Annotated in this window: 29 protein-coding genes and 1 tRNA gene; 17 read left to right on the top strand and 13 right to left on the bottom strand. The window is 63.2% G+C overall.

Features of this window, described 5'->3' with window-relative positions; genetic code table 11:
- The 8 genes from VD964_RS07015 to VD964_RS06980 form a co-directional block, all read left to right on the top strand.
- Positions 1–401, top strand: a 401-nt coding sequence (locus VD964_RS07015) for a hypothetical protein (protein WP_414637104.1), incomplete at its 5' end; no start/stop codon positions are given.
- A gap of 209 nt (positions 402–610) precedes the next feature.
- Positions 611–1,165, top strand: coding sequence for an acyloxyacyl hydrolase (locus VD964_RS07010; protein ID WP_324866956.1), 555 nt, complete (start codon positions 611–613; stop codon positions 1,163–1,165).
- 163 nt (positions 1,166–1,328) lie between these two features.
- Entirely contained in the window at positions 1,329–3,536 is a 2,208-nt protein-coding gene (gene purL, locus VD964_RS07005) for a phosphoribosylformylglycinamidine synthase subunit PurL (protein ID WP_324866954.1), read from the top strand.
- A gap of 142 nt (positions 3,537–3,678) precedes the next feature.
- The gene (locus tag VD964_RS07000) at positions 3,679–4,362 is read left to right on the top strand and encodes a hypothetical protein (protein ID WP_112803187.1); all 684 of its coding nucleotides are present in this window, start codon (positions 3,679–3,681) and stop codon (positions 4,360–4,362) included.
- A gap of 121 nt (positions 4,363–4,483) precedes the next feature.
- The gene (locus tag VD964_RS06995; RefSeq protein ID WP_105370010.1) at positions 4,484–4,720 is read left to right on the top strand and encodes a BolA/IbaG family iron-sulfur metabolism protein; all 237 of its coding nucleotides are present in this window, start codon (positions 4,484–4,486) and stop codon (positions 4,718–4,720) included.
- A gap of 7 nt (positions 4,721–4,727) precedes the next feature.
- Positions 4,728–4,955, top strand: a complete 228-nt coding sequence (locus VD964_RS06990; protein WP_105370011.1) for a hypothetical protein — start codon at positions 4,728–4,730, stop codon at positions 4,953–4,955.
- 116 nt (positions 4,956–5,071) lie between these two features.
- Positions 5,072–5,407, top strand: a complete 336-nt coding sequence (gene grxD / locus VD964_RS06985; protein ID WP_105370012.1) for a Grx4 family monothiol glutaredoxin — start codon at positions 5,072–5,074, stop codon at positions 5,405–5,407.
- A gap of 86 nt (positions 5,408–5,493) precedes the next feature.
- Positions 5,494–6,741, top strand: a complete 1,248-nt coding sequence (locus VD964_RS06980) for a multidrug effflux MFS transporter (RefSeq protein ID WP_324866949.1) — start codon at positions 5,494–5,496, stop codon at positions 6,739–6,741.
- A gap of 35 nt (positions 6,742–6,776) precedes the next feature.
- On the opposite strand, the gene VD964_RS06975 is transcribed toward VD964_RS06980, so the two are convergent.
- The 13 genes from VD964_RS06975 to VD964_RS06915 all read right to left on the bottom strand — a co-directional run bounded on the left by VD964_RS06975 (position 6,777) and on the right by VD964_RS06915 (position 20,466).
- Positions 6,777–7,601 carry an inositol monophosphatase family protein gene (locus tag VD964_RS06975; RefSeq protein ID WP_105370013.1) on the bottom strand — a complete coding sequence of 275 codons (825 nt, stop codon included), beginning with the start codon at positions 7,599–7,601 and terminating at the stop codon, positions 6,777–6,779.
- 9 nt (positions 7,602–7,610) lie between these two features.
- Positions 7,611–8,474, bottom strand: coding sequence for a tRNA 2-thiocytidine(32) synthetase TtcA (ttcA, locus tag VD964_RS06970; RefSeq protein WP_112803185.1), 864 nt, complete (start codon positions 8,472–8,474; stop codon positions 7,611–7,613).
- 54 nt (positions 8,475–8,528) lie between these two features.
- Entirely contained in the window at positions 8,529–11,189 is a 2,661-nt protein-coding gene (gene alaS / locus VD964_RS06965) for an alanine--tRNA ligase (RefSeq protein ID WP_324866944.1), read from the bottom strand.
- A gap of 129 nt (positions 11,190–11,318) precedes the next feature.
- On the bottom strand, positions 11,319–12,110 hold the full coding sequence (tatC, locus tag VD964_RS06960) for a twin-arginine translocase subunit TatC (protein ID WP_324866942.1): 792 nt from the start codon (positions 12,108–12,110) through the stop codon (positions 11,319–11,321).
- A 15-nt stretch (positions 12,111–12,125) separates the two neighbouring features.
- Positions 12,126–12,647 (bottom strand): Sec-independent protein translocase protein TatB, encoded by a 522-nt coding sequence (tatB, locus tag VD964_RS06955; RefSeq protein ID WP_324866940.1) that lies wholly within the window; start codon positions 12,645–12,647, stop codon positions 12,126–12,128.
- A gap of 77 nt (positions 12,648–12,724) precedes the next feature.
- On the bottom strand, positions 12,725–12,979 hold the full coding sequence (locus tag VD964_RS06950) for a twin-arginine translocase TatA/TatE family subunit (RefSeq protein WP_324866938.1): 255 nt from the start codon (positions 12,977–12,979) through the stop codon (positions 12,725–12,727).
- 153 nt (positions 12,980–13,132) lie between these two features.
- Positions 13,133–13,765, bottom strand: coding sequence for an SMC-Scp complex subunit ScpB (gene scpB, locus VD964_RS06945; protein ID WP_324866935.1), 633 nt, complete (start codon positions 13,763–13,765; stop codon positions 13,133–13,135).
- Between the two features lie 5 nt (positions 13,766–13,770).
- Entirely contained in the window at positions 13,771–14,586 is an 816-nt protein-coding gene (locus tag VD964_RS06940; protein ID WP_324866933.1) for a ScpA family protein, read from the bottom strand.
- 10 nt (positions 14,587–14,596) lie between these two features.
- Positions 14,597–15,274 carry a site-2 protease family protein gene (locus VD964_RS06935; protein WP_324866931.1) on the bottom strand — a complete coding sequence of 226 codons (678 nt, stop codon included), beginning with the start codon at positions 15,272–15,274 and terminating at the stop codon, positions 14,597–14,599.
- Positions 15,275–15,290: 16 nt separating this feature from the next.
- Positions 15,291–16,358, bottom strand: a complete 1,068-nt coding sequence (nagZ, locus tag VD964_RS06930) for a beta-N-acetylhexosaminidase (protein WP_324866929.1) — start codon at positions 16,356–16,358, stop codon at positions 15,291–15,293.
- 19 nt (positions 16,359–16,377) lie between these two features.
- Positions 16,378–17,451: an SPOR domain-containing protein gene (locus VD964_RS06925; RefSeq protein WP_324866927.1), complete on the bottom strand. Its 1,074-nt coding sequence runs from the start codon at positions 17,449–17,451 to the stop codon at positions 16,378–16,380.
- Positions 17,448–19,208 carry an arginine--tRNA ligase gene (gene argS / locus VD964_RS06920; protein WP_324866925.1) on the bottom strand — a complete coding sequence of 587 codons (1,761 nt, stop codon included), beginning with the start codon at positions 19,206–19,208 and terminating at the stop codon, positions 17,448–17,450. Before argS ends, VD964_RS06925 begins: the two co-directional genes overlap by 4 nt.
- 58 nt (positions 19,209–19,266) lie before the next feature.
- Positions 19,267–20,466, bottom strand: coding sequence for a deoxyguanosinetriphosphate triphosphohydrolase (locus VD964_RS06915; protein ID WP_324866923.1), 1,200 nt, complete (start codon positions 20,464–20,466; stop codon positions 19,267–19,269).
- A 192-nt stretch (positions 20,467–20,658) separates the two neighbouring features.
- Here VD964_RS06915 and erpA point away from each other — a divergent pair, with 192 nt between their 5' ends.
- The 9 genes from erpA (at position 20,659) to VD964_RS06875 (ending at position 25,782) form a co-directional block, all read left to right on the top strand.
- Positions 20,659–21,015, top strand: a complete 357-nt coding sequence (gene erpA, locus VD964_RS06910; RefSeq protein ID WP_324866921.1) for an iron-sulfur cluster insertion protein ErpA — start codon at positions 20,659–20,661, stop codon at positions 21,013–21,015.
- 74 nt (positions 21,016–21,089) lie between these two features.
- Positions 21,090–21,863, top strand: a complete 774-nt coding sequence (locus VD964_RS06905) for an exodeoxyribonuclease III (RefSeq protein ID WP_324866919.1) — start codon at positions 21,090–21,092, stop codon at positions 21,861–21,863.
- Positions 21,864–21,979: 116 nt separating this feature from the next.
- Complete coding sequence (locus VD964_RS06900; protein WP_324866917.1) at positions 21,980–22,552, top strand: hypothetical protein; 573 nt, start codon at positions 21,980–21,982, stop codon at positions 22,550–22,552.
- 86 nt (positions 22,553–22,638) lie between these two features.
- Positions 22,639–22,728: transfer RNA gene (locus VD964_RS06895), tRNA-Ser, on the top strand.
- A 208-nt stretch (positions 22,729–22,936) separates the two neighbouring features.
- Positions 22,937–23,233: a peptidoglycan-binding domain-containing protein gene (locus tag VD964_RS29875; protein WP_414637103.1), complete on the top strand. Its 297-nt coding sequence runs from the start codon at positions 22,937–22,939 to the stop codon at positions 23,231–23,233.
- Positions 23,230–23,928, top strand: coding sequence for a hypothetical protein (locus VD964_RS06890; protein ID WP_324866916.1), 699 nt, complete (start codon positions 23,230–23,232; stop codon positions 23,926–23,928). The genes VD964_RS29875 and VD964_RS06890 overlap by 4 nt, the downstream gene beginning before the upstream one ends.
- A complete protein-coding gene (locus VD964_RS06885; protein ID WP_324866914.1) occupies positions 23,925–24,551 on the top strand; it encodes a hypothetical protein in 627 nt (208 codons plus the stop codon). The genes VD964_RS06890 and VD964_RS06885 overlap by 4 nt, the downstream gene beginning before the upstream one ends.
- Before the next feature lie 146 nt (positions 24,552–24,697).
- Positions 24,698–25,138, top strand: coding sequence for a hypothetical protein (locus VD964_RS06880; RefSeq protein ID WP_324866911.1), 441 nt, complete (start codon positions 24,698–24,700; stop codon positions 25,136–25,138).
- A gap of 26 nt (positions 25,139–25,164) precedes the next feature.
- Positions 25,165–25,782, top strand: a complete 618-nt coding sequence (locus VD964_RS06875; RefSeq protein WP_324866909.1) for a hypothetical protein — start codon at positions 25,165–25,167, stop codon at positions 25,780–25,782.
- The last annotated feature ends 144 nt before the right edge of the window (positions 25,783–25,926 follow it).

Genomic DNA, 25,926 nt, shown 5'->3' with positions numbered 1-25,926 from the left:
TTTTGATGGCCTTCTCCATCCGCCTTCACGTGGTACCCGCCGTCTCGGCCCTCGGTCTTCTGCTTTCCGCATGCCAGTCGGAGCGCCCGGCGACCGGCCCGAATCGCGCCGCATTGCCGACGATGGAACGCGTCGCGCTTGCGGCAAACTCGTGCTGGTTCAAATCCGGAGACGCAGCGTTCAAGCCATACCGGTTGGCGCCTGAGTTGAACTCCTTCTCCGGCCGCCCTCGCATCCTTGCAGTTCCGCGCAATAGTCCGGAATCGCGACCTGTCCTCGTCGTCCAGGCGGAAGGCAATCCTGCCCGTCTCGACGCTTTCGGACCGCTGATGGGTACTGCCGACGGCGAACGAATCAAGCGCGACGTTCTGCGCTGGGCCGGCGGTACAAGCAGCTGCTGAACCCTGCAAATCTCCTGCATTCGCGACCTGTTGCAGAGCTGCACCGAACCGCATGAATCTTTACGTTTTTTCGCCGCAATTCATAACAACCAATTAAGGTTGCTGGACGGCTATCGCCTCTCGCTGTACCACTTCCGCTTGGGAGAATGCGAGCGCCAACGCGTATCGTATTGACCGCGAGCCAGTGGTCCGCATGAAGGGCGATAGGAATGAACAAAGCACTGTTGGGTTGCGTCGTCGGGACCGTCTTGACGGCGTCCGCCATATCATCGGCGGCGCTGGCCCAGGAACGCCTCTTCGACGAAGTCCGCATTGGCGTCTCCGGATCAATCCATGACAAGAAGACGTTCGAACCAGGGCTTTTCCCTTCCGCCACAGTCTTTTTCGACCCGTTCGATCAACGACACGCCGAAAGCTTCCTTGATCATATGCTGCGTCCAAGGGTGCATGTCGGCGCGATCGTGTCGACCTCCGGCGGCGCCAATCAGGTTTTTGCGGGCTTTACCTGGACCGCCAATGTCACCGACAAACTCTTCATCGATCTCGGTTTCGGCGGCTCGCTTACCGATGCAAGCCTCGATAATCCCAACGATCGGCCGAATGTAGGTTGCCGTGCCCAGTTTCATGAATCAGCCGCCGTGGGTTACAACATAACGGAAAACTGGCGCGTTCTCGCCACGATCGAACATTCCTCCAATGCGGATATTTGCGACCAGAACGATGGCCTTTCCTACGCCGGCATAGCGGTCGGTTACAAGTTCTGACGGATCACACGTCCCGTTGAAGAATGAAGCGCCGCGTTGCGGCGCTTTTTTTGTCCCGGATATACTTAGCCTGTCACCTTGCAAGGCAGCATTTTCCTGTCGCACCTTTCGGCGACATAGGCTAAAGAGCGCCAAAGCTTGGCCCTGTCATCCAGAGTAGATCATGACCATTCCGAACAGCATCGCGATCACCCCTGAACTCGTCGCCTCCCATGGCCTCAAACCGGACGAGTACCAGCGTATTCTCGATCTGATCGGCCGCGAGCCGACCTTTACGGAACTCGGCATCTTCTCGGCCATGTGGAACGAGCATTGCTCCTACAAATCCTCGAAGAAGTGGCTGCGGACATTGCCGACCAAAGGCCGCCGCGTCATCCAAGGGCCGGGCGAAAATGCGGGCGTGGTGGATATCGATGACGGCGATTGTGTCGTCTTCAAGATGGAGAGCCATAACCACCCCTCCTATATCGAGCCCTATCAAGGCGCGGCAACCGGCGTCGGCGGCATTCTCCGCGACGTCTTCACCATGGGCGCGCGACCGGTTGCGGCCATGAATGCACTTCGATTCGGTGCACCGGATCATCCGAAGACCAAACACCTGGTCTCGGGCGTCGTCGCCGGCGTCGGAGGTTATGGCAATTCCTTCGGCGTGCCGACGGTGGGCGGCGAAGTGGAATTCGATCCGCGCTACAATGGCAACATCCTGGTCAACGCGTTCGCGGCCGGCCTCGCCCGCACCGATGCCATCTTTTATTCCAAAGCTGAAGGCGTCGGTCTGCCGGTGGTCTATCTCGGAGCAAAGACGGGGCGCGACGGGGTCGGTGGCGCGACGATGGCATCCGCCGAATTCGACGAGTCGATCGAAGAAAAACGCCCGACCGTGCAGGTCGGCGACCCCTTTACCGAAAAGTGCCTGCTGGAAGCCTGCCTCGAACTGATGGGAACCGGCGCAGTCATCGCCATTCAGGACATGGGAGCCGCGGGCCTTACCTGTTCCGCGGTCGAGATGGGTGCAAAGGGCGATCTCGGTATCGAACTGGACCTGGATAAGGTTCCGGTGCGCGAAGACCGCATGTCCGCCTATGAGATGATGCTCTCGGAGAGCCAAGAGCGCATGCTCATGGTGCTGAAGCCGGAGAAGGAAAAGGAAGCCGAGGCAATATTCCATAAGTGGGGCCTCGATTTCGCAATCGTCGGCAAGACGACGGACGACCTGCGCTTTCGCATCCTGCATCAGGGCGAGGAAGTGGCGAACCTGCCGATCAAGGAACTGGGAGACGAGGCGCCGGAATATGACCGCCCCTGGATCCAGTCGAACGGCCGCGCTCCCCTTCCCGCATCGCAAGTTGCCGCACCGGCAGACTACAATGACGCCTTGTTGAAGCTCGTCGGCTCGCCGAACCAGTCCAGCCGCCGCTGGGTGTGGGAACAGTATGACACGCTGATCCAGGGCAATTCGCTGCAGCGTCCCGGTGGCGATGCCGGCGTGGTACGCGTCGACAACCATCCGACGAAAGCCCTCGCCTTTTCCTCCGACGTCACGCCCCGCTATGTCGAGGCCGATCCCTTCGAAGGCGGCAAGCAAGCTGTCGCCGAATGCTGGAGAAATATCTGCGCGACCGGCGCGGAACCGCTCGCCGCCACCGATAATCTCAATTTCGGCAATCCGGAAAAGCCTGAGATCATGGGCCAGTTGGTCGGCGCCATCAAGGGTATAGGTGAGGCCTGCAAGGCGCTCGATTTCCCCATCGTGTCCGGCAACGTGTCGCTCTACAACGAGACGAACGGCATCGCGATCCTTCCGACTCCGACAATCGCTGGTGTCGGCCTGCTGCCCGACTGGCAGAAGATGGCGAAGATCGGCTCGGCCAGTGAAGGCGATCGGCTGATCATGATCGGGACCGACGGCAGCCACCTTGGCTCCTCGATCTACCTGCGCGATATCCTCGACACGATCGACGGTCCGCCGCCGGAAGTCGATCTCGCCGCCGAACGCCGCAATGGCGAATTTGTCCGGTCAATGATCCGCAACGGTCAGGTCACCGCCTGCCACGACATTTCCTCGGGCGGACTTGCCCTTGCTTTGGCAGAAATGGCGATGGCATCGGGTAAAGGCATGAAGGTCAGCCTCAAGGAACAGCGCGGACCGGCGCATGCTCTTCTCTTCGGTGAAGATCAGGCACGTTACGTGATCGCCGTGTCGGCTGACTTGGCCAACTTCGTGCAGGCGAGCGCAGAGAGCACAGGCGTACCATTCCGGCTGCTCGGAACCGTGACCGGCGAAAATCTGATTGTCGATGAGCTTCTCGATGTCTCAGTCACCGACCTTGTGAACGCCAACGAAAGCTGGTTTCCACAATTCATGGCCTGAACCAACTGAATTCCAGCGACAATTCTCCAGAGACAACAGCGAAATCCGCTGTTGTCTCTGATATTTATGGCTCCCCAGGGATTGATGGACTCGATCCTGCCGCGTAAAAATCCATGTTTACGAACTGGATATCACGCGAAAAATGCACACACGGATCCTGGCCTGGTTGCGGTCGTCAGGCCCCACCTGGCAATACAAGCGCATCTGGCTTGACGCGCTCATCGTTACACTTTGCCTGAACGCCCTCGCTTGGCTGATCTTCGCAAAGCTGGGAATGCCCACTTCCGTGATCTTCGCAGAGGACGGCCCGATCGAGGATCTGCAATCCTTGTCGCTGGCGATCACCGCATTGCTGGGGATCGTTGCAGCCACAAAGACACGCATATTGGCTCGCTTCGTCGCCACTGCTTTAACTTGTATTTCAGTCGTCTTCTTTGCTCGCGAGATGCCAATATGCCGTGGAAGTGTGACAGTTTATTGCGTCTCGAAGACGTGGCTGCCGATTATTATCGCAGCAGCTGTTCTGATCCTACTGATCGCGACGATCGTTTTCGAGTATCGTCACAGAGGTGGCATCTCCCGCGCCATTCATCCCCGCCTCTCATGGCCGTTGGGGTTCGCAGCCGTGGTACTCGGTCTCAGCCAGCTTGCCGAGCAACTGGACATCGTGGTCATGGAAGAAAGTCTCGAATCCTATGGCTTCATGATTCTCACTTTCAGTGCTGCCTGGATTTTCCGCTTTTCGAGAAGTCAGCAGGTCGAACCGCTTGGAAAACGCGCCAAGGCGAGCCTCACCCGGTTCAAGCACTCGCTCTCGAATCATTGAGCTTCAGAGGCATCTGAAATCTGAGGTTTTCCGCTATCCCGCTTTGACCGAAGAACGGGTTTGGGGCACTCTCTCCTAAAAAAGGTCCGCATGAGTCTGCGGAGGAGAAAAGGAATACATCATGGCAATGCGACCCGGTGAAATCGAAGATCTGATCAAGGCAGGCATTCCAGGTGCCAGGGTGACAATTCGGGACCTCGCCGGCGATGGCGATCACTACGCAGCCGAGGTGGTGGCGGAGCAGTTCCGCGGCAAAAGCCGCGTGCAACAGCATCAGATGGTCTACGAGGCGCTGAAGGGCAATATGGGCGGAGTTTTGCACGCTTTGGCTCTACAGACATCAGCTCCCGCAGATTGAGCTGACGATGCCCGACCTTATCAAGGAGATCATCACGGGCGTGGTGGAAAATGTCGTGAAGGAGCTTCTGAAGAAGTCCCACGGTCGCACAACCACCAAGCGGAAAAAACGACAGACGCGATCTGCTTCGACCGGCCGCTTCGTCAAGAAAACATCCCGCGCCACACGGCCGGCCCGGAAACAGGTTAGCCGCCGGCGCACCGCTGCAAGCCGCAGCAAGCAGCGCAGTCGCTAGATACGCCTCGCAGGCCATACCGAGGTTATTCCGCTGGAATTCCACCGGCCACATTGCTATTTAGGGAAGATAACGCAGCGCAGCGGTCCTTGAAACCGCATGTGAAAGGATATGACATGAGCGGAATTAACGAATTCATCGACAACGAAGTGAAGACGAACGACGTCGTTCTCTTCATGAAGGGCACGCCCCAGTTCCCGCAGTGTGGCTTCTCGGGCCAGGTCGTTCAGATTCTCGACTATCTGGGTCTGGACTATAAGGGTGTAAATGTGCTCGCCGACGCGGACATTCGCCAGGGCATCAAGGATTATTCCAACTGGCCCACCATTCCGCAGCTTTATGTCAAGGGCGAGTTCGTTGGCGGTTGCGATATCGTCCGCGAGATGTTCCAGTCGGGCGAGCTGCAGAGCCATCTCCAGGAGCAGGGAATCTCCGTTCGCGGCGCAGCATGAATGCGCCGGGCGACGCCCCAGATTTTTGAGAATGAATTTCAAGGCGCCGCTCCCACGGCGCCTTTCCCATTGTTTAGGAAAGTGCTGTGACAAATTTTTCACAAACGGCCGTTGATCGCTTGCGCGGCATGAGCCGGCCCGAGTTCATAGCAATGATGGCTATGCTGATGGCTCTCAACGCGCTTGCCATCGACATCATGCTTCCGGGACTTCAAGAGATTGGTGCCTCGCTCGGCGTCGAAAGCGAAAACCACCGGCAATATGTGGTTTCTTCCTATATTTTTGGACTCGGTGTCGCCCAGCTCCTGTATGGACCGCTCTCCGACCGCTTTGGCCGGCGCATACCCATGCTGTTCGGCATCGGAATCTATGTCGTCTGCTCGATCGGCATCATCGTCGTTCCCTCCTTCGCCACGATGCTTATCCTGCGCTTCATCCAGGGCGCTGGCGCCGCTGCTACGCGTGTCATCACCATCTCCATCGTCCGCGACGTTTATGGCGGTCGTGCGATGGCGGAAGTCATGTCGCTTATCATGATGGTGTTCATGATCGTACCGATCATCGCCCCCGGAACCGGACAGGTCATCATGTTCTTCGGCGAATGGCACCTGATCTTTGCGTTCATAGCGGTCATTTCGCTTGCCATGGGCTTCTGGATGTATGTCCGCCTGCCCGAGACTCTTGATTCCGCCGACGTCAGACCTTTTACGGCCTCCTCTATCCTCGATGCGTTCCGCATCGTGCTGACCAACCGGATTGCGCTCTGCTACACGATCGCCAGCACCTTCATCTTCGGGGCATTGTTCGGTTTCATCAATTCGGCGCAGCAGATCTATGTGGGAATCTATGAGCTCGGGATTTGGTTTCCGGTCGCCTTTGCGGCGGTTGCCGTCTTCATGTCCCTGTCTTCCTTCCTCAACGCTCGCTTCGTCGGTCGTTTCGGCATGCGGCGCCTCTCCCACGGCTCGCTTTTCGGCTTCATAACGATCACCTTCATATGGATGCTCGTGCAGATATTCGGCCCGCAGCCGATGCCGATCCTGCTGTTCCTCGTCTTCTTTTCTCTCGCGATGTTTCAATTCGGTTGGATCGGGTCCAACTTCAACTCGCTGGCCATGGAGCCGCTCGGACACGTCGCCGGCACGGCTTCTTCGGCGCTTGGCTTCATGAGTACGGTCGGCGGATCATTTATCGGCGTGGCCATTGGCCAGGCTTTCGACGGTACTGCGCTGCCACTGGTCGTCGGCTTCTTTTCCGTCTCTATTGTCGGATTGATCTTCGTGCTGATCGGCGAGAAGGGAAAACTCTTCCAGCCGCATAACCCACGGGTCTAGCGTTGGACCGTCGAAGGCCGGAATGATCGAGCCGTTTAGTGCCCGATGATCTCGTCGCGCAGCATCTGCCAGCTCTCCTTGTCGGTGGCGACGAGGAGGCCGCCATCGACGTGGTGCGGGCGATAGGCTGAGCCGTCGAAGCGGGCGATATAACCGCCCGCCTCGGCAGCGATCAGCGTACCGGCCAGATGATCCCAGGGCATCAGCTTATTGTAGAGTACGAACTGTACGTGGCCGCCCGCGAAGGTGCGATATTCGTGAGCCGAGCAGCGATAGTTTGCAAAGAATCGGACCTTGGCGAGATTGCCGAGGATGCGTTCGCGATCTTCCCCGAAGAAATAGCCGGGCGAAGCCATGCCGACCATCGCATCGATCGCACGGGATTTGGCAACGGAAAGTCGGATCGCCTCGCCATCCGGCCGGCGCAGAAAAGCACCGGCACCCTTTTCAGCCATGATCCAGTCGTCACCCATGGGATCATAGATGATGCCAGCAATCACTTCGCCCTTCCACACGACCGACGCCATCACGCCAAAGGCCGGAATGCCGGAGGCGAAGTTGAAAGTGCCGTCGACCGGATCGACGACCACCGCGAATTCCGCATCGGCGAGTTTGCCGAGCAAGGACGGATCGGCGGCAACCGATTCTTCCCCAACGAAAAGCGCACCGGGGGCGATCGCCTCCATCTCGCGCCGGATCAAGCGCTCTGCCGCTTCGTCCGCTTCCGTCACCAGATCGGTCGGCTCGCTCTTGGAGCGGACATCGTCATTTCCCAGCCTTCGGAAGCGCGGCAAAATCTCGGATTTGGCAGCAAGGCGCAAAAGGTCGGCAAGCTTGGTGACGTCTAGCGGAGGGGTCATTGAAAAGTCTCAGGTTCTTGTGGCTTGGAGGCCGGAAAAATCGAAAAGTTTCGGGTCGAGGAGGTGGGACGGATTGACATGGGCAAGAGCTCGCAGCATCGCGTCCTTGCGGCCCGGCATGCGAGCCTCGATATCCACAAGCATCGCCTTCATCGCATTGCGCTGAAGGCCGTCCTGCGATCCGCAAAGGTCGCATGGGATGATCGGAAACTGCATGGCGGAGGCAAATTTTGCCAGATCGTCCTCGGCGCAGTAAGCGAGTGGCCGCAAGACCATCAAATCCCCTTCATCATTCAGAAGCTTTGCCGGCATGCCAGCGAGCCTGCCGCCGTGGAAGAAGTTCATAAAGAAGGTTTCCAGAATGTCCTCGCGGTGATGCCCGAGAACGAGAGCATCACAGTCCTCCTCTCGCGCGATCCGGTAGAGGTTGCCGCGCCTGAGCCTCGAACAGAGCGAACAATAGGTCGCGCCCTCCGGCACCTTCTCCTTCACGATGGAATAGGTGTCGCGATACTCGATCCGGTGCTTCACGCCGATCGACGCAAGGTAATCCGGCAGCACATGTTTGGGAAAATTCGGCTGTCCCTGATCCAGGTTGCAGGCCATCAATTCGACCGGCAGAAGGCCGCGCCATTGAAGATCCAGCAGGATCGCCAGCAGGGAATAGGAATCCTTGCCCCCCGAAAGACCGACGAGCCAGCGCTTCTGGCCTTTCAGCATCTGGAAATCGTCAAACGCCTGGCGCACCTGACGGAGCAGGCGCTTGCGCAGCTTGTTGAACGAGACGGAACTTGGCGCGTCGCGAAACAGAGCGGGCAGCAGGCCGTCAATGGCCCCTTCAAGTTCGTCCTCAATCATGGCGTTCACGCCCATTGGTCTTCCCTTGAAGAGGGAAAGCGGGTTCAGCCCGCCTTCCCTGCAGATTGGTCAGGCGCCCAGCGCAGCCGCAACCGCCTCGAGCGCATCATTGGCCTTGGCGCCATCCGGACCGCCGGCCTGAGCCATGTCCGGTCGACCGCCGCCACCCTTGCCGCCGAGTGCTGCAGAGGCAATCCGCACCAGGTCGACCGCGCTGAAGCGGCCGGTAAGGTCAGGCGTTACCGCCACGACCGCACTCGCCTTGCCGTCTTCCGAGACGCCGACCAGAGTGACCACGCCGGAACCGAGGTTTGCCTTACCTTCGTCTGCCAGCCCTTTCAGGTCCTTGGCGTCGATGCCCGCCAATGCCTTACCCATGAATTTGATGCCTGCGATTTCGCGGACATCATCGGTCGAACCGCCCTGCCCGCCACCCATGGCGAGCCGGCGCTTCGCTTCCGCCAGTTCCCGCTCGAGCCTGCGCCGTTCGTCGACCAAGGCCTCGACTCGGGAAACGAGGTCGGCCGGCTGCACCTTCAGTGCACCGGCAAGCGTCTTCACCCGCTCATCCTGCTCGGCAAGATAGGCACGGGCCGCTTCGCCGGTGACGGCTTCAACACGGCGCACGCCAGCTGCCACAGCACTCTCCGAAAGGATACGCACGAGACCGATATCACCCGTTGCGTTGACATGCGTTCCGCCGCAGAGCTCGATGGAATAGGGCTTGCCGGCTTTCGGGCCCGCAATGGCCTTGCCCATCGAGACGACACGCACCTCATCGCCATACTTTTCGCCGAACAAGGCCATAGCGCCTTCCGCGATCGCGTCATCGACGCTCATCAGGCGGGTGGCGACCGGCGCATTCTGAAGGACGATGGCATTCGCCATGTCCTCAACCTTCTGCAATTCCTCGGCTGTCATCGGCTTCGGATGCGATACGTCGAAACGCAGACGTTCCGGCGCCACCAGCGACCCCTTCTGGGCGACGTGCGTGCCCAGCACCTCCCGCAGCGCTTCATGCAGGAGGTGGGTGGCGGAGTGGTTGGATCGGATACGCGACCGGCGGACATGATCGACCGTCAACGCGACCGCCTCGCCCACCTTCAGCATACCTGCAGCAACCGTCGCGGTATGGACAAAGAGACCCTCGCCCTTCTTTTGGGTATCCGTAACATTCAGCGTGGCATTGTCGGTGGAGATCACACCGGTATCGCCCGTCTGTCCGCCGGATTCGCCATAAAACGGCGTCTGGTTCACGACGACCTGAACTTGCTCTCCGGTAGCAGCGCTCTCAATCGTCTTGCCATCCCGCACGATCGCCTGCACCACGCCTTCAGCGGTCTCGGTATCGTAGCCGAGGAACTCGGTCGCGCCGAATTTCTCCTTGAGCTCAAACCAGATCGTCTCGGTTGCCTTGTCGCCTGAGCCGGCCCAATGGGAGCGGGCTTCGGCTTTCTGCCGCTCCATCGCATCGGTGAACCCGGAGATGTCCACGCCGATTTCGCGAGCACGCAACGCATCCTGCGTCAGATCAAGCGGGAAACCATAGGTGTCGTAGAGCTTGAAGGCAGTTTCTCCGTCCAACATGTCGCCCTTACCGAGCGTCGTTGTTGCATCGGAAAGGAGAGAAAGTCCGCGCTCGAGCGTCTTCCGGAAGCGGGTTTCCTCAAGCTTCAGCGTCTCGGCGATCAGCGCTTCGGCCCGGATCAGTTCCGGATAGGCGCGGCCCATTTGCTGCACCAGCGTCGGCAGGAGTTTAAAGAGCAGCGGGTCACGAGCGCCGAGAAGCTGCGCATGACGCATGGCGCGGCGCATGATGCGGCGGAGCACGTAACCACGACCTTCATTGGACGGCAGAACGCCGTCGGCAATCAGAAAGGCGGACGAACGCAGATGGTCGGCGATGACGCGGTGGCTGGCCCGGCGTTCACCTTCGGCCTTGACGCCGGTCGCCTCCTCCGAGGCTGAAATCAGCGCGCGGAAAAGGTCGATGTCATAGTTGTCGTGTTGCCCCTGCAGAAGAGCCGCAACCCGCTCCAGGCCCATGCCGGTGTCGATCGACGGACGCGGCAGATCGATCCGCTCCTCCTTCGTCACCTGCTCATACTGCATGAAGACGAGGTTCCAGATCTCGATGAACCGGTCGCCATCCTCCTCCGGCGAACCGGGAGGACCTCCCCAGATATGGTCGCCGTGATCGTAGAAGATCTCCGAGCACGGGCCGCAGGGGCCGGTGTCGCCCATGCGCCAGAAATTGTCGTCGGTCGGGATGCGGATGATGCGGTCATCCGACAGGCCGGCGACCTTGCGCCAGATGCCCGCGGCGTCCTCGTCGGAGGTGTGGACCGTCACCAGCAGCTTGTCGGCCGGCAGGCCGTATTCCTTGGTGATCAGGTTCCAGGCGAACGCGATGGCGTCGTCCTTGAAATAATCGCCGAAGGAGAAATTGCCCAGCATCTCGAAGAAGGTGTGATGCCGAGCGGTGTAGCCGACATTGTCCAGGTCGTTGTGCTTGCCGCCGGCGCGCACGCATTTCTGCGAGGTGACCGCGCGCTTGTAGGGCCGCGTCTCGGCACCGGTGAAGACGTTCTTGAACTGGACCATGCCGGCGTTGGTGAACATCAGCGTCGGGTCGTTGCGCGGCACGAGCGGCGACGAGTCGACGATCTGATGGCCCTGCTTGGCGAAGAAATCCAGGAACGTGCGACGGATGTCGTTGGCGGTCTGCATACGGTCAAGGCTCCGGGTGCGCGGCTAAGGCCTTCCATTGGCCGAACCGTGCTTTTAGCGCGAGAATGGCGGCATGTCCACGGCGGACGGATTATTACCCTGCGTCACGGCAGACAAGAGGCGGCGGGCTTACTCGGTCTCCGCCGCGGCGCGTGCCTTTTCGATGCGACGGCCGATGATGATGGCGATCTCGTACAGCCCGATCAGCGGAACCGCCAGGCTGACCTGGCTGATGACGTCCGGCGGGGTCAAGATCGCCGCCGCGACGAAGGCGCCGACGATGGCATAGCGCCGCTTGGAGGCCAGCGCGTCGGTGCTGACGATCCCGACGCGCACCAGCAGGGTCAGCAGCACCGGCAGCTGGAAGGCGATGCCGAATGCGAAGATCAGCGACATCACCAGATGCAGGTATTCGCCGACGCGCGCCTCGAACTCGATGGGCAGGGCGTTGGCGTCGCCACCGGGGTGGAACTCGAAGCCCAGGAAGAAGCGCCAGGCCATCGGGAAGATGAAGTAATAGACGATGCCGGCACCGGTCAGGAACATCACCGGAGTCGCGACCAGGAAGGGCAGGAACGCCTTGCGCTCGTGCTTGTACAGGCCCGGCGCCACGAACATCCAGATCTGGCTGGCGATGATCGGGAAGGAGATGAAGCAACCGGCCCAGAATGCCACCTTCACATAGGTGAAGAAGGCTTCCGTCAGGCCGGTGTAGATCATCCGCCGCCCCTGCCCCGCCAGCAGGTCGGCCAGCGGTTGGACCAGGAAATTGTAGATCCGGTCCGACACGGCGTAGCACAGCAGAAAGGCGATCAGGATGGCGCCGACCGACCACATCAGCCGGTTCCGCAGCTCGATCAGATGATCGATCAGCGGCATCTTGCTGTCTTCGAGTTCGTCCTGATGCGTTTCGCCGGTCATGGTCCGTCTTCGACCTTAGGTCTGCTTATCGGTGGACTGGGCGGAGGCCACTTCGGCCGGCTGTGCCGCCGGTTGGGTGGCCGGCGGCACAAGGGCCGGCTGGGGCGGCTGGGTGGTGATCGGCGACGGGGCGGCGGACGGCGGCGTGCTGTCTGTCACCACCGGGACCGGCGTCTGCGTCGGCACCGGCGCCTGGGGCAGGTCCGGTTCCGGGGTGCTGCCGGCATGGCCGTTCAGCCCCACGTCGAAGCCCTTGGGATCGAAGGCTTTCCCCACCTCCCCCTTCGGGTCGATGGTGTCCTCCATCATCTTTTTGATGTTCAGGTCGCGGGTCTTCAGGGCTTCCTTGCGAAGCTCGTCCAACTCGGTCTCCCGCATCATGTCGTCGATGTGGGTCTGGAATTCGCGCGCGACGCCTCTCGCCTTACGCACCCATTTGCCGAGCGTGAAGATCGCCTTGGGCAGATCCTTGGGCCCGATGACCACGAGGGCGATGACGGCGATCACCATCAGTTCGGACCAAGCGATGTCGAACATGTTCTTCCGGCTTCACGAATGCGGTGGGCAGGATGGCGCGCGAACGGAACCCACGAGGGTCCCCGCGCGCCCGCCGGTCAGCTGCGGACCGCCTCGTCCTTTTTGGCCGCGGTTTCGGCCGTGTTGGCCGGCTGGTTCGGGATGACCTTGGCATTGGCGCCGGGGGCATTGGCGCCGGACGCGGCGTCATCGCTGTCGTCCTGCAGGCCCGCCTTGAAGGACTTCACACCCTTGGCGAGATCGCCCATCACCTTCGGCAACTTTCCAGCGCCGAACAGGAGAAGAACGATCAGTAGAACGATGATCCAGTGCCAGATGCTGAAAGAACCCATGGCGCGCCTATCACGTTTGAACGGCCTTTGCGGCGGGCCGGCACTATGGCAGAAAGGCCATTGGGCCGCAACGTTCGCCCCACCATCCTTAACCGGTTGTCATTGAGGTTTCACGGGAATTCGCGCAGACCGGCCGGAAAATCACCGCCCGGCTCAGGACTCCTCGTCGCCGTCGTCGCCCGATGCGGCAAAGCCGCCGTCATCCCCGGCCGACCCAAGTCCCAGAAGCACCGGACGGCTGTCAAGCAGGCCGGCGGCGCGCAGGTCGTCGACGCTGGGCAGGTCGCGCAGGCTTTCCAAGCCGAAATGGTCGAGGAAATGGTCGGTGGTGATCCAGGTCAGCGGCCGGCCCGGCGTCTCCCGCCGCTTGCCCGGCCGGATCCAGCCATGCTCCATCAACAGGTCCAGCGTGCCCTTGCTGGTCGCCACGCCGCGAATGGATTCGATCTCGCCCCTGGTCACCGGCTGGTGATAGGCGATGATCGCCAGGGTTTCGATCGCCGCGCGCGACAGCTTGCGCGACACCTCCTCCTCCCGGCGCAACTCCGGCGCCAGATCGACCGCGGTGCGGAAGGCCCAGCCGCCGCCGGTGCGCACCAGATTGACGCCGCGCGGGGCGTAATGTGCGCGCAGTTCCTCCAGCAGCAGGCCGACCTCCGGCCCGACGCGGCCGGCCAGCGTCTCCTCGTCCAGCGGTTCCGCCGAGGCGAACAGCAGCGCTTCCAGCAGGCGCAGCCGGCCGATGCGGGCCTCCGCCTCCTGGGCGTCGGTGACTTCCTTGATCATGGTCCTCAAGAATCCGATGGGTCCGCGGGCGTGTCGCCGGCTTGGCGTCCGCGGACATAAAGCGGGGCGAAGGCACCCTCCTGGCGCAGTTCCACCCGGCCGGCCTTCGCCAGTTCCAGCGTCGCCGCGAAATGGGCGGCCAAGGCGGAGCGGGTCAGCAGCCCGCCGCCCTCCCCGCCCGGCAGGAAGCTGGCCAGCGTCGCCCAATCCGGCATGCGGCCCAGCAGAGTGGACAGGCGCTGCACCGCCTCCTCCATGGAATAGAGGCGGACCGGGGCGATGTGCAGGACGCCGGCCTCCTTGCGGGCACGTTGCCGGCCATAAGCACGCAGCAGGTCGAACAGGGTGACCTCATAGACCGACTTGCGCCGCAGGTCCAAATCCTCCGGCGCGCCACGGGGGTGGACGTCGATGCCCAGCCGCGGACGGGCGAACAGCTTGGCCGCAACGCCCTTCATCGCCTCCAGCCGCTGGAGTTGGAAGGCCAGTGCCGCGGCCATGTCCTCGCCGGACGGCTCCTCCCCCTCCGGTTCGGGCAGCAGCAGGCGCGACTTCAGGTAGGCCAACCACGCCGCCATCACCAGATAGTCGGCCGCCAGTTCCAGCCGCACCTTCCGCGCCTCCGCCACGAAGGCAAGGTACTGGTCGGCCAGTTCCAAGATGGAGATGCGCGTCAGATCGACCTTCTGGTCGCGCCCCAGCGCCAGCAGCATGTCGAGCGGTCCCTCGAAGCCATCCAGAACCAGCAACAGCTGTTCGGACGGCGACACCTCCGCCGCGGCGGGTGTGTCGACCGTGCGCTCGGCCAGCAGATCGGCCATTGCAAAACCTTCAGTCGTTGCCGGTCAGGATGCGGATAAAGTCGATCACCGCGTCCACCGGCGGCCCCAGGACCCAATGCATGACGCTCAGATCCATGCCGATCTGGCGCCCCAGCATCGGCAGCAGGAAAAAGGCCGCCATCAGGATCAGCAGCCCGAAGCGCTCCAACCGGGCCAGCGGCACGGCCAGCACGTCCGGCAGGATGCCGACCGCCACCCGCCCGCCGTCCAGCGGCGGCAGTGGGATCAGGTTGAAGACCATCAGGATGACGTTGACCAGCACCGACACCTCGGCGGCGGAGCGGATCCACAACTCGGGCAGGCTGTTTTCCGGGTTGACCAGCCGCCAGACCACCGCCGACGCCACCGCCAGCAGGAAGTTGGTGCCCGGACCGGCCAGCGCCACCCACACCATGTCGCGGCGCGGATGGTCCAGGCGGGCGAAATTGACCGGCACCGGCTTGGCCCAGCCGAAGACGAACCCGGTGGTGAAGTACATCAGCGCCGGCAGCAACACCGTGCCGAACGGATCGATGTGGCGGATCGGGTTGAAGGTGACCCGCCCCAGCCGATAGGCGGTGTCGTCGCCCAGCCTCCAGGCGACGAAACCGTGCGCCGCCTCGTGCAGGGTGATGGCGATGATGGCCGGCAGGGCCACGGCCGTCACCTGGAAGATCCATTCCTCCATCGTCCGCTCCCGTCCGTCAGGCCTGGGCCGTGCCGAGAAGCTCGGCCAGCCGGTTGGTCAATGCCGCGATGTCCGCGGGTTCCGGCGCATGGCGCATCGCCTCGGCCCGCGCCCAGCGCTCCGCCGCCGCACCGCTCAGCACCGGAACGGCGCCGAGCAGCGACCGCATCTCGTCCAGATCGCCGTTGCAGTGGAGCACGACATCCATGCCCGCCGCCAGCACCGCTTCGGCCCGCGTGCGCGGATCGCCCTGCAGCGCGTTCATCGACAGGTCGTCGCTGAACAACAGCCCGCCGAAACCGATGGACGGCCCCCGCACCACCTCGCGTACCACGATGGACGACGTGCTGGCCGGGGCGGTCGGGTCGATCGCCTTCAGCACCACATGCGCCACCATCGCCAGCGGCAGGTCGGCCAGCGCGCGGAAGGGGGCGAAATCTGTGGCCTCCAGCTCCGCGCGGTCCGCCTCCACCACCGGCAGCTCGGCATGGCTGTCGGCGAAGGCGCGGCCATGGCCGGGAATGTGCTTGACGACCGGCAGCACGCCGCCGGCCAGCAGCCCTTCGGCGGTGGCGCGGGCGAGCGCGATCACCACGGCGGGATCGCGCGAGAAGGCGCGGTCGCCGATGATGTCGTGCGCGCCCTCCACCGGAACGTCGCACACGGGCGCGCAGTCCACCGTAATGCCGACCTCCGCCAGCATATGGGCGAGCAGCCGGCCGTTGATCCAAGCGGCCTCTTGGGCCGCTTCGCGCCCGGCGTCGGCATCGCGCCCGGCCAGCGCGCCGAACACGCCCATCGGCGGGTGGGCCGGCCAATGCGGCGGGCGCATGCGCGCGACGCGGCCGCCCTCCTGATCGATTAGGACGGGGGCATCCGGCCGGCCGACGCTGGCGCGCAGGTCGTCCACCAGCCGGCGCATCTGGTCGCGGCTGTCGCAGTTGCGGCGGAACAGGATGAAGCCGAGCGGATCGGCATCGCGGAAGAAGGCGGCTTCGTCCGGCGTCACCTCCTGCCCGGCGCAGCCGAAAACGACTGCGCGCGGATGGGCAACCGGGGAGAAGCTCACCGAACTGCGGCCCATGGACTCAGGGCCCGAAAAACTAGGGACGGACAACCACACACCCCACACTTTGCGCGCGCAGCTGGGCGCAGACCGACTTTGCCCGCGCCTCGTCGGCGCCGGTGCCCTGCACCCGGTAGAACACGCCCTTGTCGCCGAGATCGACCTTGGCGACCTGCATCGACAGACCGCCCAGCGCATCCGGGTGACGGCCGGCGAGGCGGCGCCATTCGGCCGCGGCCTCGCCCTCGCTGCGCACCGAGGCGAGCTGGATGCGCCAGCTTCCGCTGCCGCCCGTCACGGCCGGGGTGGGAGCGGGGGCGGCCTTCGCCGGCTGGGGTGCCGCCTTGGCCGGGGCGGCGGGCAGCGATGCCGCCTCGAGCTTGGCGATCAGCTGGCCGACCGAGGGTGCCGCGTTCTGCGCCTGTTGCTGCTGTGCCTGGGGCGGCGGAGCGGCCGGCGGCTTGACTGCGGCGACCTGCTGCTGCGGAACCGCGGCGGGCTTGGCCGGAACGGCGGCAGGCTGCTGCGGCTTGCCCGCCGTATTGGGCGGCAGCTGGGTGGAAGGCGTTTGCGCCTGCGGAGTGCCGGCCGGCAGGGCGGGCAGCCCGGGTACCGGCTCGGGCGCCGCCAGCGGCGCGGCGGCGGCCACCGCGGCGGCGACGCTGTCGCGCGGCACCGTGGCTGTTGCCCCCGGCGGAAGCTGGGCGACCGACGGCACCGACGGCAGAGGCACCACCGCCGGCATCTGCGGCGTCACCACCGGACGCGGCAGAGGCACCTCCGGCGGCGGCAGCAGACGTTCGACCGTTTGGCCGCGTCCGCCGTCATGGTCACGCAGCCGTTCATAGGCCAGGATGTCCTGATGCGGCACCTCCAGCCCGCCCGGCTGGTCGGGGCGCGCCTTGACCGGACCCGGATCGGCGGTCAGCAGCGGCGGGCCGTCGCCCGACAGCCGCGACGGCCCGCGCAGGCCCACGACCGCCGCACCGGCGAACGCAACGACGCCGACCACGGCAAAGCCCAGCGCCAGCAGCCCGCGCTTGCTCGCGGCCTGTCGGGGCGGCATCCCATAGGGATTGGCCGCGTAGTTGACGTCGCCGTCGTACTTCATGAACGCAGTTCCTCCACCGGTTCGACACCCATCACCGTCAGGCCCGAGGCGATGACCGTCGCCACTGCCGCGATCAGCGCCAGACGGGCCGTCGTCAGCTCCGCATCGTCCTCGATCAGGAAGCGCAGCGAGGCGTCGTCGCGGCCCCGGTTCCACAGCGCGTGGAAATCGCTGGCGAGATCGTAGAGGAAGAAGGCGATGCGATGCGGCTCATGCGCTTCCGCCGCCGCCTCCACCACGCGCGGCCAGGTGGCCATGCGCTTGGCGAGCGCCATCTCCTCCTCGGCATCCAGGCGGGCGAGGTTCGCCGCCGCGGCCAGGGCGGCCGGCGTCTGGTCCAGGTTCGGCAGGGCCGTCGCGGCATGGCGCAGGACCGACCGGCAGCGGGCGTGGGCGTACTGCACGTAGAAGACCGGGTTGTCCTTCGACTGCTCCGTCACCTTGGCGAAGTCGAAGTCCAGCGTCTGGTCGTTGCGGCGGGTCAGCATGATGAAGCGGACCACGTCCTTGCCGACCTGATCGATCACGTCGCGCAGCGTCACGAAGGTGCCGGCCCGCTTGGACATCTTCACCGGCTGGCCGTTCTGCATCAGGTGGACCAACTGGCAGAGCTTCACGTCCAGCGAGGCCTTGCCTTCGGTCACCGCGGTGGTCGCCGACTGCATGCGCTTGACGTAGCCGCCATGGTCGGCGCCCCACACGTCGATCAGGCTGCCGAAGCCACGCTTATATTTATCAAAGTGATAGGCGATGTCGTTCGAGAAGTAGGTGAAGGAGCCATCCGACTTCTTCAGCGGCCGGTCGACGTCGTCGCCGAAATCGGTGGACTTGAACAGGGTCTGCGGACGCGGCTCCCAATCGTCGGGCTTCTTGCCCTTCGGCGGCTCCAGCACACCGGTGTAGATCAGGCCGCGTTCCTCCAGCGCCGTCAGCGCCTTGTCCACCGCACCGGCGGTCACCAGCGCGCGCTCGCTGCTGTAGACATCCATGGTGACGCCGAGAATGCCCAAATCCTCCTTGATCCAGCCCATGATCATGGCGATGGCGAAGTCGCGGCAGGCCGGCAGCCATTCGGATTCGTCGGTGCCGACCCAGCGGTTTCCGTCGCGCTCCGCCAGGGCCTGACCGACCTCCTTCAGGTACTCGCCGGGATAGAGGCCGGCCGGGATCTCGCCCACCTCCTCGCCCAGCGCCTCGCGGTAGCGGATGAAGGTGGACCGCCCCAGCACGTCGACCTGGGCGCCGGCATCGTTGATGTAATATTCGCGGCTGACGGCGTAGCCGGCCTTCTCCAGCAGCGAGGCCAGCGCGTCGCCGAACACCGCGCCGCGGCCGTGGGCGGCGTGCAGCGGGCCGGTCGGGTTGGCCGACACATACTCCACATTGACCGGAGTCTTGCCGCCCAGGTCGCTGTCGCCATAGGCGGTGCCGGCGTTCAGCACGTCGAGGATGCGGTCGCGCCAGACATCCGGCGTCAGGCGCAGGTTGACGAAACCCGGACCGGCGATCTCCACCGACGCCACGTCGGCGCGGCCCTTCAGCTTGGCGACCAGCAGCTCCGCCAGCGCGCGCGGCGCCATCTTCGCCGGCTTCGCCAGGATCATGGCGGCGTTGGTGGACAGGTCGCCATGCGAGGCCTCGCGCGGCGGCTCGACCGTCAGACGGCTGCCGTCCAGCCCGGCGGGGATGGCACCCTCCGCGGCCAGTTCTTCCAGCAGCTTGCGAATATCGGTCTCGAAGGCCTTGAAAATATTCATCGTCTCAGGTCGTCTTTTCAGGAGGTCACAGGAGCCTCGCGGCTCAGGTCTTCACGCGTCAGGTTTTTACATGCAGGTCGAACAGCCGGTCATGCTCGGCCAGCGCATAGCGGTCGGTCATGCCGGCGATGTAATCGGCCACATGGCGGGCGCGCACCGCAAGATCGGCGTCTCCGCCATGCTTGGCGATATCGCGCTGCCATTCGGTCGGCAATGTGTTCGGCTCGTCCATGAACAGCTGGAACAGGGCGCGCACCACGCGCTTGCACTTGCTCATCTCCCGGTTCACGCGGTAGTGCCGGTACATGCGCTGGCGCAGGAAGGCACGCAAGGGCCGCTGCGCCTCCAGCATCCCATCGGAAAAGCTGACCATCGCCAGCGGCAGGGCGCGCAGTTCGGCCGCAGAGCCCGGCTTGTGCTCCGCCAGCCGCCGCCGCGTCTCCGTCACCAGATCGACGACCATGGCGTTGATCATCCGCCGCACCGTCTCGTGGATCAGGCGCGAGCGTTCCAGCCCCGGATAGCGGTCGCACACCTCGCGGACGAGCGGGCCGACCAGCGGCAGCTCCGCCACCTCCTCGACCGTGAACAGCCCGGCGCGCAGACCGTCGTCGATGTCGTGGTTGTTGTAGGCGATGTCGTCGGCCAGCGCCGCCACCTGCGCCTCGGCCCCCGGATTGGTCTGCAGCTCCAGATCCCACTCGCCCCGGAATGCGGCGATGGTGGTGGGCAGGCGGAAACCCGGCAGCAGCGGCAGAAGCGGTCCATTGTGCTTGACCACCCCTTCCAACGCTTCCCAGGTCAGGTTCAGCCCGTCGAACTCGGCATAGCGCCGCTCCAGCCGCGTCAGGATGCGCAGGGTCTGGTCGTTGTGGGCGAAGCCGCCATAGGGCTCCATGCAGGCGTTCAGCGCGTCTTCCCCGGCATGGCCGAAGGGGGTGTGGCCAAGGTCATGGGCCAGCGCCACCGCCTCCGCCAGATCCTCGTTCAGGGACAGCGTGCGGCTGATGGAGCGCGCGATCTGCGCCACCTCCAGGCTGTGGGTCAGCCGGGTGCGGTAATAGTCGCCCTCGTGATAGACGAAGACCTGCGTCTTGTGCTTCAGCCGGCGGAAGGCCCCGGAATGCACGATGCGGTCGCGGTCGCGCTGGAAGCACGAGCGCGTCGGGCTTTCCGGCTCCGCCACCAGCCGCCCGCGCGTGTCCGCCGGGTTGCAGGCATAGGGAGCCAGCCGATCGTGAAAACAGTCCGCCGTCATGGGGCGGACACTACCGGCGGGGGGACGCGGGTGCAACGGCGAAGGCGTGCTATGCCCCAGCCCCAAGGCCAGGGTGCAAACGAGCGTGCCAGAAGCGCAACGGTTTGGCGCAACGGTGCCCATACTTTGACGAAGGCGTCGTTCCCCCTTACATTTGTGGCAACTCCCGCATCGCACCAAAGGGGCCACCCCATGCCCGATACCGCACTCCCCACCGAAGCCCGCGTCCTCGCCGTCAGCGAGAGTGCGGCCAAGCGCGTCGCCTTCCTGATCGAGCAGGAGGGCAATCCCAAGCTGATGCTGCGCCTGACCGTGTCCGGTGGCGGCTGCTCCGGCTTCCAATACGGCTTCACCTTCGACGAGACCGCGACCGACGAGGACCATGTCTTCGAGAAGGATGGCACCAGGGTGGTCACCGACGACGCCTCGCTTGACCTGCTGGCCGGCGCCACGCTGGATTACGTCGAGGACCTGATGGGCGCCGCCTTCCAGATCAAGAACCCGAACGCCAGCGCGTCCTGCGGCTGCGGCAACTCATTCGCGGTCTGATGCCCCGGCCTGAGGCCGCCATCTGAGGCCGCCGTCCGAGACCAGCGCACAAGAAGAAAAGGCAGGCCTGTTTCGTGAAGATCGCCACTTGGAACGTCAACTCGGCGAAGGCCCGCCTTCCGCTGATCACCGACTGGCTGCGCACGGCGTCCCCGGATGTCGTGCTCTTCCAGGAAATCAAATGCGAAACCGCCGCCTTCCCTGCCGCGGCGTTCGAGGAGCTCGGCTATCACGTCAATGCCGTCGGGCAGAAGGCCTACAACGGCGTAGCAATGCTGTCGAAGGCCCCGGCGGAGGATGTGCTTACCCGCCTGCCCGGCGAGCCGGAGGACGAGCAGGCGCGATATGTCGAGGCCACCGTGGCCGGCGTGCGCATCGCCTCGCTCTACCTGCCCAACGGCAACCCGGTGCCGGGGGAGAAGTTCGCCTACAAGCTCCGCTGGATGGACCGGCTGTACGACCATGCCCGGACCCTGCTGGCGCAGGAAATCCCGGTGGTGCTGGGCGGCGACTACAACATCATCCCCGAGGCGCGCGACGTGTTCTCGCCGCAGGCCTTCGCCGGCGACGCCCTGTTCCGCCCGGAATCGCGGGCCAAGTTCCGCGCCCTGCTGAATCTCGGCCTGACCGAGGCCTACCGCGCCCTGCATGACGACGACCACGCCTATACCTTCTGGGATTATCAGGCCGGCAGCTGGCCGCGCGACAACGGCCTGCGCATCGACCATTTCCTGCTGTCGCCGCAGGCCGCCGACCGTCTGGCCGGCTGCACCATCGACCGCGGACCGCGCGGCTTGGAAAAGGCGTCGGACCACACCCCGGTCATCCTGGAACTGCGCGACGTGTGACCACCGCCGTGGAATCGGCGTAACAACAGCATTTTGTTAAAACTCTCGCTTCTAAGATGACTGCGCGGCCGGCATGACAACTGGCCGCCACGGTCACAGTGGGAGCGAAGGGCGGCATGGCGTGGCGGCGCGACAACGGCCGGGAAGAAGTAAAGGGGCTGCTGGCGGCGCTTGAACGTCAGGCGACCGAGGCTTCGCGGCTTGCCGAACGGGCCCAGCGCGACATGGGCGACGACCGCTTCGCCTCCTTCCTCGACTTCCGCCGCAAGGTGGAGGAAATCCGCGCCCTATTCGCCCTGACCGAGGAACGCCTGCAGGGCGTCGACGAGTCGCGTCTGACCGACCTGCGCGCCGAGTTCGAGCGGATGGACCTTCTGTTGACCCGCATGCTGGTGCGGGCGATGCGCAACTATTTCTCCGGCATGCGCCAGGATCAGGTCCTGCCCATCGGCGCCCGCGAGCTGTTCGAACCGGAGCTGCGCAGCATCGACCAGACCCGCGCCCGCCTACTGAGTCCGCGCTATGCCGACCGCGTGGCCCCGGATGTGCTGGACGATCTGGACGCCACGGCGGAGCTGATCCGCAAGACCATCGCCCGCGCCCCCAGCCTGCCCGACTTCTCCGACAGCCCCAACCCACCCAAACCGACCCGCCGCCTGCGCACCCTGGGCCGCCCCATCCGCAACTGATGGCCCCGCAACCGACGGGCAAATCGCAGCATCTTGCGCGCGACACTTGACCCACCGCCACGCATTCGCTACTCCCGTGGGCCGAAGGATGGGTGGCCGAGTGGTTTAAGGCAGCGGTCTTGAAAACCGCCGTAGGTGTGAGCCTACCGTGGGTTCGAATCCCACCCCATCCGCCACCACCACGAAAAAGCAAAAAAGCGAATTTTCTCCGCACGGCGGCGTCAGCTGTGGTTCGCTATGGCCGCAGGACGAATTTGCCCGTCGACGGTGATCTTGCTCCCATCGCATTCACATTCGAGCGGCAGAAGAAGGGAGTAAAATCTTGACGTCAGACTCACTAAAGGAATATATGCTTATCCGGTAATCCTACCGGACGAGGCATCCATGCACCAACCCCCAGTGCGTAGCCGCCAAACCTCCAACCTCAATGACCGCGCCGGCAACGGCCTACCCAACAATCCGAAGGACATTTTCTGGGTGAAGGAGGCACTCCGCCGCCTTGGCCGCTACAATCACGGTAGCACACCCAATCCCTACATTGACCGCTCGTTGAACGAGGCGATCTTGAATTATCAGCGGGATCGCGGATTGCGTCGCGACGGCGTCTTAGTACCTGGCGGAGAGACCGAATGCGCGCTGTGCGTTGAACTTGCCCGCTTGTTTGGGAGGGCCCGGCGATGAGTTCCATCTATAATCTGTACGGTGTCTCCGACGACGAATTCAATCAGTCGTCCGAAGACAGCGCCAATGAGTTCATGGATATCGCGGAGGGGCTTTTTGATTTGTTCGAATATGACACCGCCGCCGACAGCCTGCGCCGCTATCGGTCGGGCGAAGGTGGAACGGAATCCTATACGGCGGAGGAGATGAGCAATCATCCAGCCTACGACGACGCCATCGACCACAACCGAACCATGTTTGAGAGCAACACTTTTACGGGCATGACCAAAAAGCCCGGTATTAGAGAAAAACTTCTCGGATTGCAGGACGGACAATCAGCATCGTTTCAAGACAACTGGGACAGGAATATCAACTCATTTAGCACGTATAATTTTAGCCGACCATCGACGTATTTTGCCTTTGGTCGCAGCGGCATTCGGTCAGATGGAGATTTCACGGCCACCCGAAACGGTGACTATCTGACTATTTCTGGAAACGTCCTAAATCGACTGGGCGATGAAAAGCACGACACCGAAGAGTTCGATTTTAATCCCGGCCAAATCGGCAGTCCCGAAGCGCGCGTGCTTGAGAGGGCGGGATTGGCAAAACCGTTTGCGATGGACTATCGGCGACGGCAGACTGTCGAAGCGCTAGCGCGGTACGAACCCGATGGGACGATAACGCTACTCAAAGCCTTATGGGGACTGCTCGAATGACGCGGTGGGGCGGCCGGCGGTGGCTGGTGGTCGTCGGATTTCCGGTCGCCCTTGTTCTAACGCTGATCTATGCGCCGATCGAGCGCTACCGGCCCTCTTGTGGAGGCTGGAAAGTCCGCCATTACTTCGATGGACCGATGCGGCAGGTATTCGTCGACAAAATGACGGAGGCAATGGCGGAGGATGGCTTCCCCCATATCCGTGTTGGGAATAGCGTCTTCATCAGATTTCATGATGTTGATGACTTTATCATCAACAATGACTGGAAAATTGCCGAGGCGATTGGTCTGGGTTACGGTCCAGGCGATAGCAGGTTTACTCCCCCACCCATCCTTACAGATATCATGGATAAGGCACGACAGGCAGTGGAAGGTGACCCGTCACTTTCTGAGACAAAAAGGAAAAGGGAGACGAATTTTCTTTTCAGAGATGACTGCGAACTGATTAGGGCTGCAGCCATCCGGATCGAGGACATGGCACCGGATGATCTGCTTCGCTATGTTCCCAAGTCACCACTCCCACCGCAATGCACGCCCTACAACATGCGGGGGTGGCGCAGGGAATGTGGCGCGGTGGTCCGCGGCGACACGGTCATTACGCCGGCGTCGCGTTGGCCGAACTGAAGATCGGAAAAAGCGTGGCGGATCGTTTGGATTCCATTTTCCTCAACTCTCACCCCAAACCGCATACCATCATATGACCCCCACCCTTTTGCGCCTCCCCGCTTGCTCTGGTAGCGTCCCGTTCGAGACAGGGGGAGGAGCGTATCGTGGGACTGATCAGCTTTCTGAAGAAGACCGCCGCCGGCCATACCGACCGCCAGAAGCAGGCGCGGTACGACCGGGCCAATGCGCGGGCCAACGACTACATGGAAGTGGCGCAATGGTATGCCGAGGAAGGCGACGGCAACCCGCGCATTCTCCAGAATTATCAGGAACTTGCCGCACTGCCCTTCCGTCAGGCGCATGCGGCGACGCTGGTCGGCTATCGCAACGACATCACCCGAAAGCTGGGCCATGCCGCCCACATCGGCACCCGGCAGAATCCGTGGATCGCGGCCTTCCTGCGGCCTGACGACGGCACCGTCTATTGCGCCTATGTGCTGCTGCGCGACGACAACCAGCAGTTCGCGGTGATGAAGCCCTACTGGTTCCTGGCCGGCAACGAGACCGTGGCCGGGTTCAAGCGGCCCGTCTTCGGCATCGTCTGATCCGCCGCGCAAGGAGCACACCCCCCATGCCGAACATCGCCGATCTGGTCGCGAATCCGGAAAGCTTCCTCAAGAACAACCTGATCTGGATCCAGTATCAATCCTACCAGCCCAACTACCGCGTCGGCGGCGTCAAGAGCTTCACGCTCGACAACGACGGCATGACCTGCACGCGCAAGGGCACCGGCGTCATTTCCCAGTTCAAGACCAAGAACGCCGCCGTCTGGTCGGTGCGATGCGACCAGGGCAACGACCCGGAAAGCTGGAAAGCCTACTGGCTGCCCTATGACCAGGATTTCAAGCATCTTGTCGTGCTGGAGGACGAGGCCGACGTGATGTTCACGCCGACGATGGACGGCTGCTCCTTCGGTTTCAGCGACCATGGCGGTGGCACCTTCTCCGCCTCGCACGGCAATCTGCAGACCGCCCAGGGACGCATCGACGAGGCAGGGCTGCGCCAGGGCATGCGCATGCACGCTACCACCCTGCACAAGTCGCAATACATGAACGTGCCGGGCACCGATGCGGTGAAGGTCACGCTGGTGGGCGTGCGCAACGGCAAGAAATGGCGCTTCTTCTATCAGCAATACATCGACCAGATGGGCGCCTTCTCCCTGCTGAAGGTGGCGCAGGTGAAGCGGTAGGGCCTTCCCCGCCGGGCATCCCCCCCGGCTCCACCCCCATTCCCACTCAAGACAGCCCGCCGCCGCCTTGCTACAGTCCTTGTCCCTCGGACCTGTCCCGAACGGCTTGTTCCGCAAGACAGACACAGACCAGAGACCCAAACC

This window comes from Azospirillum sp., from assembly GCF_035628975.1.
Taxonomy (GTDB): Bacteria; Pseudomonadota; Alphaproteobacteria; order Azospirillales; family Azospirillaceae; genus Azospirillum.
The sequence above is the reverse complement of the archived record's forward strand: the minus strand, read 5'-3'. Positions and strand labels throughout refer to the sequence as shown.